The sequence below is a fragment of the Pantoea dispersa genome (assembly GCF_014155765.1).
Lineage (GTDB): Bacteria > Pseudomonadota > Gammaproteobacteria > Enterobacterales > Enterobacteriaceae > Pantoea > Pantoea dispersa.
On sequence record NZ_SCKT01000005.1, the window covers coordinates 140,973 to 148,005 of the forward strand.

The 7,033-nt window shown below is 60.4% G+C and carries 4 protein-coding genes and 1 pseudogene; 3 read left to right on the top strand and 2 right to left on the bottom strand.

Translation table 11 applies throughout. The features are described from left to right. Positions 1-2: 2 nt before the first annotated feature. Positions 3-1,097, bottom strand: coding sequence for a D-alanine--D-alanine ligase (gene ddlA, locus H7K56_RS15610; protein WP_150360385.1), 1,095 nt, complete (start codon positions 1,095-1,097; stop codon positions 3-5). A 269-nt stretch (positions 1,098-1,366) separates the two neighbouring features. Here ddlA and H7K56_RS15615 point away from each other — a divergent pair, with 269 nt between their 5' ends. From H7K56_RS15615 to H7K56_RS15625, 3 genes are read left to right on the top strand one after another with little or no spacing between them, the layout of a single operon-like run. Beyond that, positions 1,367-3,679: a type I secretion system permease/ATPase gene (locus tag H7K56_RS15615; RefSeq protein ID WP_021509682.1), complete on the top strand. Its 2,313-nt coding sequence runs from the start codon at positions 1,367-1,369 to the stop codon at positions 3,677-3,679. Next, positions 3,676-4,917, top strand: coding sequence for an HlyD family type I secretion periplasmic adaptor subunit (locus H7K56_RS15620; RefSeq protein WP_021509681.1), 1,242 nt, complete (start codon positions 3,676-3,678; stop codon positions 4,915-4,917). The genes H7K56_RS15615 and H7K56_RS15620 overlap by 4 nt, the downstream gene beginning before the upstream one ends. Positions 4,918-4,922: 5 nt before the next feature. After that, on the top strand, positions 4,923-6,776 hold the full coding sequence (locus tag H7K56_RS15625; RefSeq protein WP_059009840.1) for a TolC family protein: 1,854 nt from the start codon (positions 4,923-4,925) through the stop codon (positions 6,774-6,776). Here H7K56_RS15625 and H7K56_RS23405 read toward each other — a convergent pair. Next, positions 6,773-7,033: pseudogene (locus tag H7K56_RS23405) on the bottom strand (MFS transporter); the annotation flags it as partial. The gene H7K56_RS15625 and the pseudogene H7K56_RS23405 overlap by 4 nt on opposite strands.

The window sequence follows — 7,033 nt, forward strand, 5'->3', positions numbered from 1 at the left end:
GGTTACACGCTGCTTTTCAGCTGGCTGGATTGCTGATGACGCTGCTGCGCCAGTTCAATCAGGCGGGTAATCAGATCGCTGTAACTCAGGCCGGCCGCCTGCCACAGTTTGGGATACATGCTGATGTTGGTGAAGCCGGGTAAGGTATTCACTTCGTTGACAATAATGTCGCCCGTTTCGGTGAGGAACACATCGACGCGCGCCATGCCAAAGCACTCCAGCGCCTGGAACGCGGTAATCGCTACAGCCCGAATGGCCTCGCTGGCTTCCGCACTGATGTCAGCCGGTACCACCACCTGCGCGCCGCTCTCGCTGATATATTTGGTGTCATACGAGTAGAAGGCGTCGTGCACCACAATTTCACCGCACGGGCTGGCTTCTGGCGCCTCGTTACCCAGCACCGCGCACTCAATCTCACGGCCACTGATGCCCTGTTCAATCAGGACCTTGCGGTCAAAGCGGAACGCCAGATCCAGCGCCGCGTCGAATTCATCCGGCTGCGTCACTTTGCTCACCCCAACGGATGATCCCTGATTGGCTGGCTTGATAAACAGCGGCAGGCCAAAGCGCGCAATCACCGCCTGCAGATCCAGCGCCGCGCGCTGCGTCTGGGTGACGCTCAGCCACGGCGCCACTTTCAGGCCGGCATCGCGCAGCAGGCGTTTGGTGAAATCTTTGTCCATGCTGACCGCGGAGCCCAGCACATCCGACCCGACAAACGGCAGATTGGCCATGCGCAGCAGCCCCTGCAGCGAGCCATCTTCGCCCAGCGTGCCGTGCACAATCGGGAAGATGACATCCAGCTGCGACAGCGGCTGCGCCTGCTGACGCGTAATCAGCTGTTCCGCGCGGCTGCCGGGCACCAGCGCTACATTTTCACCGGAGCGGTTCAGGGCAATCAGCGCCGGATTGTCGGCGTTGAGCAGAAAGCCTGAAGCGTCATTGAGATGCCACTCGCCCTGTTTGTCGATCCCCAGCAGCACCACGTCGTATTTGTTTTTATCGATCGCCTCAAGAATATTTTTGGCCGACTGTAACGACACTTCATGTTCGGCCGACTTGCCGCCAAATACGATACCTACCCGCTGTTTTGCCATTGCTCTTTGTCCGGTTGCAGTAAAGCGAGCAGCTAAGATAACACGCCCAGGACAGCGCTCAACAGCGCCGCGATTATTCTGCAATCGATCGGTCGCCAGACCGCATTCAGTCGGGCTTTCTCCGCTTTATTCACAAATATTCTCCACCGTTTGAGACAAGTCTTGGACGGCCTGAAAGCTGCCTTCTGTCAGAATTTTCCCAATTCAAAGAAAAGTCTGCGGTGGACGATGCGTCCACCGTTTTTTGTCAGGTTTACAGGAGTCGGGAAATGATGGACCAGAAGCAGAATGCCGTGGAGCAGGATGCGCGTTCTGTTGCTCGTATCGAAACCACCGTGGATGACACGCTGTTAAAAAGCGTGGCGTGGATTTGCAAACACTACAAACGCGAGAAGAGTGAAGAGGCGCTGGTCGCCGGCCTGCCGAAAGCGACGCTGCTGTCGCCGTCGCAGGCAATGACCGCTCTGGAGAACGCTGGCATTACTGGCGGCATGGTTGAACGCCGCCTGCAGGATCTGCCGGAGCAGCTGATGCCGATGATTCTGCTGCGGCAGAACGGCGGCGGCTGCATTGTGCTGTCGCGGCGCATTCACACCAATGAGGAGAATCAGCGCGAGCTGCGCTTCCAGCTGATTATGCCGGAGGTGAGTGATAAAGCGGTGGAGATGAGCCTGGCGGAGCTCAACGAGATTTACGCCGGCTTTGCGGTGATGGCGAAACCGGCGGCGGTACTGGATGAGCGCGCCAGCGAAATGCTGCCGGAGGTCAAAGGTCACTGGCTGTTCAGCACCCTGTGGCGCTACCGCCGTTACTACCGCAGCGCCGCCATTGCCGCCGTGCTGATCAACGTGCTGGCACTCTCCAGCATCTTCTTCACCATGAACGTCTACGATCGCGTGGTGCCGAACCAGGCGTTTGTTACGCTGTGGTCGCTGGCGATTGGCGTCACCATCGCCATGATCTTCGAAGCCATTACCCGCTTTGTGCGGGCGCATCTGCTGGACATGGCGGGCAAAAAGGCCGACCTGGTGCTGGGCAGCATGCTGTTCCGTCAGGCGTTGTCGATCCAGATGGAGCACAAACCGGCCTCATCAGGCACTTTCGCCAACCAGATCCGTGAATACGAATCGGTGCGCGATTTTGTTGCCTCGGCGACGCTGGCGGCGATTTCGGATCTGCCGTTTATCCTGATGTTCGTCGGCGTGATCTTCTTTATCAGCGGTCCGCTGGCGATTATTCCGTTGATGATGATCCCGCTGATCATCATCGTCAGCGCCGCGATTCAGTGGCCGCTGGCGCGCATCATGAAGGAGAACCTGCGCGATGCGTCGCTGAAACAGGGCGTGCTGATTGAGTCGGTTGAAGGCATGGAAACGCTGAAAGCCGTGGGTGGTGAGGCGCATATGCAGCGCCGCTGGGAGAACTTCAGCGCGCTGCAGTCGGCTAACTCAATGAAGTCAAAACGCTATTCGACGCTGGCAACCGGCGTGGTGACCTTTCTGCAGCAGTTTCAGACCGTGATGCTGGTGGTGGCCGGGGTTTATCTGATCAACGCCGGCACCTTCACCATGGGTGCGATGATCGCCACCGTGATGCTGGCCAGCCGCGCCACCGGCCCGCTGGGTCAGGTGATTGGTCTGGCGGTGCGTTATCAGCAGGCCAAAGCGGCGCTGACCTCGCTGAATAAGCTGATGGAGATGCCGGTCGATCGCGACAGCAGCAAAACTTATCTGACCGATCCGCCGCTGACCGGCGAGATCTCGCTGAGCAATGTCAGCTTCTCTTATCCGGCACCGCCGATGAAGCCCAATCCGGAAATCCTCAAAGACATCTCGCTGACTATCAAGGCCGGTGAGCGCGTGGCGATTCTTGGCCGCATCGGCAGTGGTAAATCGACGCTGTTACGCGTGATGGCGCGTCTGTATCAGCCGGTGAAAGGGCAGATCTCCGCCGACGGACTCGATGTTAACCAGATCGATCCGGCGGACTGGCGCAAAGCGGTGGGTTTCGTCAGCCAGGATGCGCGCCTGTTCTACGGCACGCTGCGCGAAAACGTGATGATTGGCCGACCGGATGCCACCGCGAACGAACTGCTGCGCGTGCTGAACCTCACCGGTCTCGATCACGTGGCGGCGCGCCATCCGAGCGGCATTAATCTGTCGGTCGGCGAGGGCGGTGAAGGGCTGTCGGGCGGCCAGCGCCAGCTGGTGTCATTAGCGCGAACTCTGCTGACGCGGCCCAAAGTGCTGCTGATGGATGAGCCGACCAGTGCGATGGACAGCATGACCGAAAGCCAGTTCCTTGCCCATCTGCGTCGCGCCAGCGAAGGCCACACGCTGATCGTCGTGACGCATCGTCCGTCAATTCTGGCGCTGGTCGACCGCATCATCGTGGTTGAGGAAGGAAAAATTGTCGCGGATGGCCCGAAAGAGCAGGTGCTGGCCGCGCTGGAAGGTAAAGGTAAAACCCGCCAGCCGCCGCGTCAGGCGGTAGAGCAGGCGGCGCGCGCACCCGCGCCGGCTAACGATGCTTCGGCAACGTCAGAGCCCGCCGTCGCCGCGGCAGAGGAGGCCGCAGTATGATCAAGTTAATGCCATGGCGCAGCCGCAGCAAAAATCTCTCCGCTGCGGATGCCGAATTCATGAATGATGTGCAGGCGTCCCTGCTGTCGCAAACCACGCCGGGATCGAAACTGGTGATGTGGATCATCATCGCGGTGATTGGCATCGGTCTCACCTGGGCAAACTATGCGCGGGTGGAGGAGATCACCAAAGGCGACGGAAAAGTGATTTCCCGCAGCCGCGAGCAGGTGATTCAGAGTCTGGAAGGCGGCATTCTCGCCGAAATGAACGTGCGTGAAGGCACGGTGGTCAACCGGGGCGACGTCCTGCTGAAAATCGATCCGACGCGTGCGCAATCAAGCTATCGCGAGGCGCTGAGCAAAGTGATTGGCCTGAAGGGCAGCATTGCGCGTCTGCGTGCCGAAGCCTACGCGCAGCCGCTGACGTTTGACGAGCAGGTGCAGAGCGATCCCGCCGTGGTTGCGCAGGAGACCAAAGCCTATGAATCACGCAAGCGCGCGCTGAACGACAGCATTAACTCACTGCAGCGCAGCTATGCCCTGTCGATGCGTGAAATTCGTCTGGCGGAGCCGCTGGCGGCGAAAGGATTGCTGTCTGAGGTTGAACTGCTGCGCATGCAGCGCCAGGCGAACGACATCCAGGCGCAGATTGTTGAGCGGCGTAACCGCTATCAGTCTGATGCCAACACCGAACTGGCGCGGCTGGAGCTGGAACTCAGCCAGGTAAGCGAAAACCTGATTGGCCGCGCGGACGTGGTCGAGCGCACCACCATTACCGCACCGGTGCGCGGCACGGTGAAAAACGTGCGCGTCAACACCATCGGCGGCGTGATTCAGCCCGGTGAGCACATCCTGGAAATTGTGCCGCTGGAAGAGCAACTGCTGGTGGAGGGGAAAATCCGTCCTTCTGATGTCGCCTTCCTGCGTCCGGGGCTGCCGGCCAAAGTGAAAATCACCGCCTACGACTTCGCCATCTACGGCGGACTGGATGGCCACGTGGAATACATCAGTCCGGATACGCTGAAAGACGATCAGAAAGCCGCTTCCGGCCGCCCGGATGACACCTATTACCGCGTGTTGATCCTCACTGATAAAAGCACGCTGCACGCAGGCAATAAAGATCTGCCGATCATTCCCGGCATGGTGGCCACGGTGGAAATCCGCACCGGCGAGAAAACCATCCTTGATTACCTGCTGAAGCCGGTACTTAAGGCGAAAGAAGCCTTCCGCGAGCGTTAATAACCATGAAAAATAATAATATGCACCGTCGCGCAGCGGCGCGACGCCTCTCTTTGCTTGCCGGTTGCATTACGGTCATGATGGCCCCGGCCATCAGCGTAATGGCCGATTCGACCAGTGAACTGATGATGTTTGCCGAGATGAGCGGACATCGCCCGGCCGCCCCCGCTGCGGCACCGGTACGCAGCGCGCCGGTACAGCGCGTGCCCGTTGCGCCAGTCCAGCGCTTTGCAACCGCGCCGGCACCGCAACCGATGTTTACGCAACCTCAGGCCGCGCCGGTTGCACCACCGGTCGCCGCGCCACGCGCTCAGCCGGCACCAGCGCCGGCACCTTCACCGGCCCCAGCGCCAGCAGCGCCGATTGCACCACCGCCGGTGCAGCCGGTACAGGGCGGCGGTTTTCTGACGGAGGAGCAGCGCCAGCCGGAACCCAGGCAGACGAATCCGCTGCTGAAATCGGTACGCACTTTCAACCCACAGCAGCCTGCGCCGGTGCCGGTGAATGAAGCAGAAGTAAAAGCACAGAGCGAGTTCAGTTATGTCAGTCCGCCAGTAGCGGAAACCAGAACCACTGCCGCCGATGCCGCCGTGGCGCGTTCACCGGTCAGCCTGAGCGGCGCAGTGGATGAAACCGTGGCTGAATCCGAGCTGCGGCAGAAATTCCTCTCGGCCGCGCGCATCACCTGGCGCATCAGCCCGGCGCTGAAATCGTCCGTGGCGCAGACCGATGCCGCCGCCGCCAGCGTGGATGAGGCGAAAGGGCAGCGCTGGCCGCAGCTGGATGTCAGCGCCAGCTCGGCGACCAAAGAGTTTGGTGGCGGGGTAAAAAGCGACGGTAGTCAGAGCAACGTGCCGGCGCTCGGCGTGTCGATGGCGACCAACCTGATTGATTTCGGTCAGACCAGCCGCACTATTGAAAGCCGCGAAGAGCGCGTGACCTCGGCGCAACAGGCGGCGCAGGCGCAGCGAGAAGAGCTGGCGATGCAGGTCAGCAACGCGCTGATTGAGTGGAACAAGCAGCAGCGGATCATTGCCATTAGCCAGCAGTACGTGGCGCGCATGACCGAACTGACCACCATGCTGAGCGGCATTGTGCAGTCAGATACCGGTCGTCGCAGCGAGCTGACGCAGGCCAAAGGCCGATTGCTGCAGGCGCAGAGTTATCTGGAGAATGCCGAGTCGCGCGCGCGCGATGTCGAAATCACGCTAAACCGCCTGATGGGCAATAGTCGCGTGACGCTGCCCGCCAGCGATCGCTGGGCGATGAATTTTGGCGATCTCAATCGTCAGCTGGCCAGCCTGGATTATCATCCGCTGATCCTGCGCGCCAATGCGGAAACGCGAGCGGGGTTTAAAGAAGCGGAGGCGATTAAAGCTTCCGGCCTGCCAAAACTCAACTGGACGGTAACCAAAAGCACGCGTGAAGATCAGCTCGGTCGCCAGCAGGCGTGGCAAACCGGCATCAACGTTAGCTGGGGCCTGTTCCGCGGCGGTTCAACCAACGCGCAGGAGATTGCGGCGATTAAACGCGCCGAAGCCAGCCGTCAGCAGGTACAGGAGCAGCGACGCGATCTGGAGAATCGCGTGCGCGCTGCCAGCCAGGATGCACATTCGATGGCCGATCGCGCCGCGCTGTATAAGAGTCTGATTGTCGAGTCTGACCGCATCCGCAAAGACTTTTTCGATCAGTGGTATCACCTCGGACGCCGCTCGCTGCTGGATGTTCTGAGCGCCGAAAGCGATCTGTATAACAATCAGGTAAGCGAAGTGAGCAATCGCTTTGACAGCTACGCGGCGATCATTCGCGGCTACTCCAGTGCCGGCATCCTCAGCCGCTGGCTCACCACCGGACGTTAAGCGTCAGCGCGCTGTGGCGGGTTAGCCGGTATCAGAAATAGCAGCGCAACCGGGATGGCAGCGAACAGCAGCAGGGCTGTGGCGGCGCTGCTGCTGTAGAGCTGCGCAAAGAGTATCGCCCCGACAATTTGCCCAATCGCCAGCGTCAGAAACGCCGCCGCCACGCCAGAGGCCGCATTCTGTGGCGTGGCGGCGGCACCCGCAACCAGCAGAATACCCGACAGCGTGACGTATCCCGCGCCGCACAGCGCCGCCGC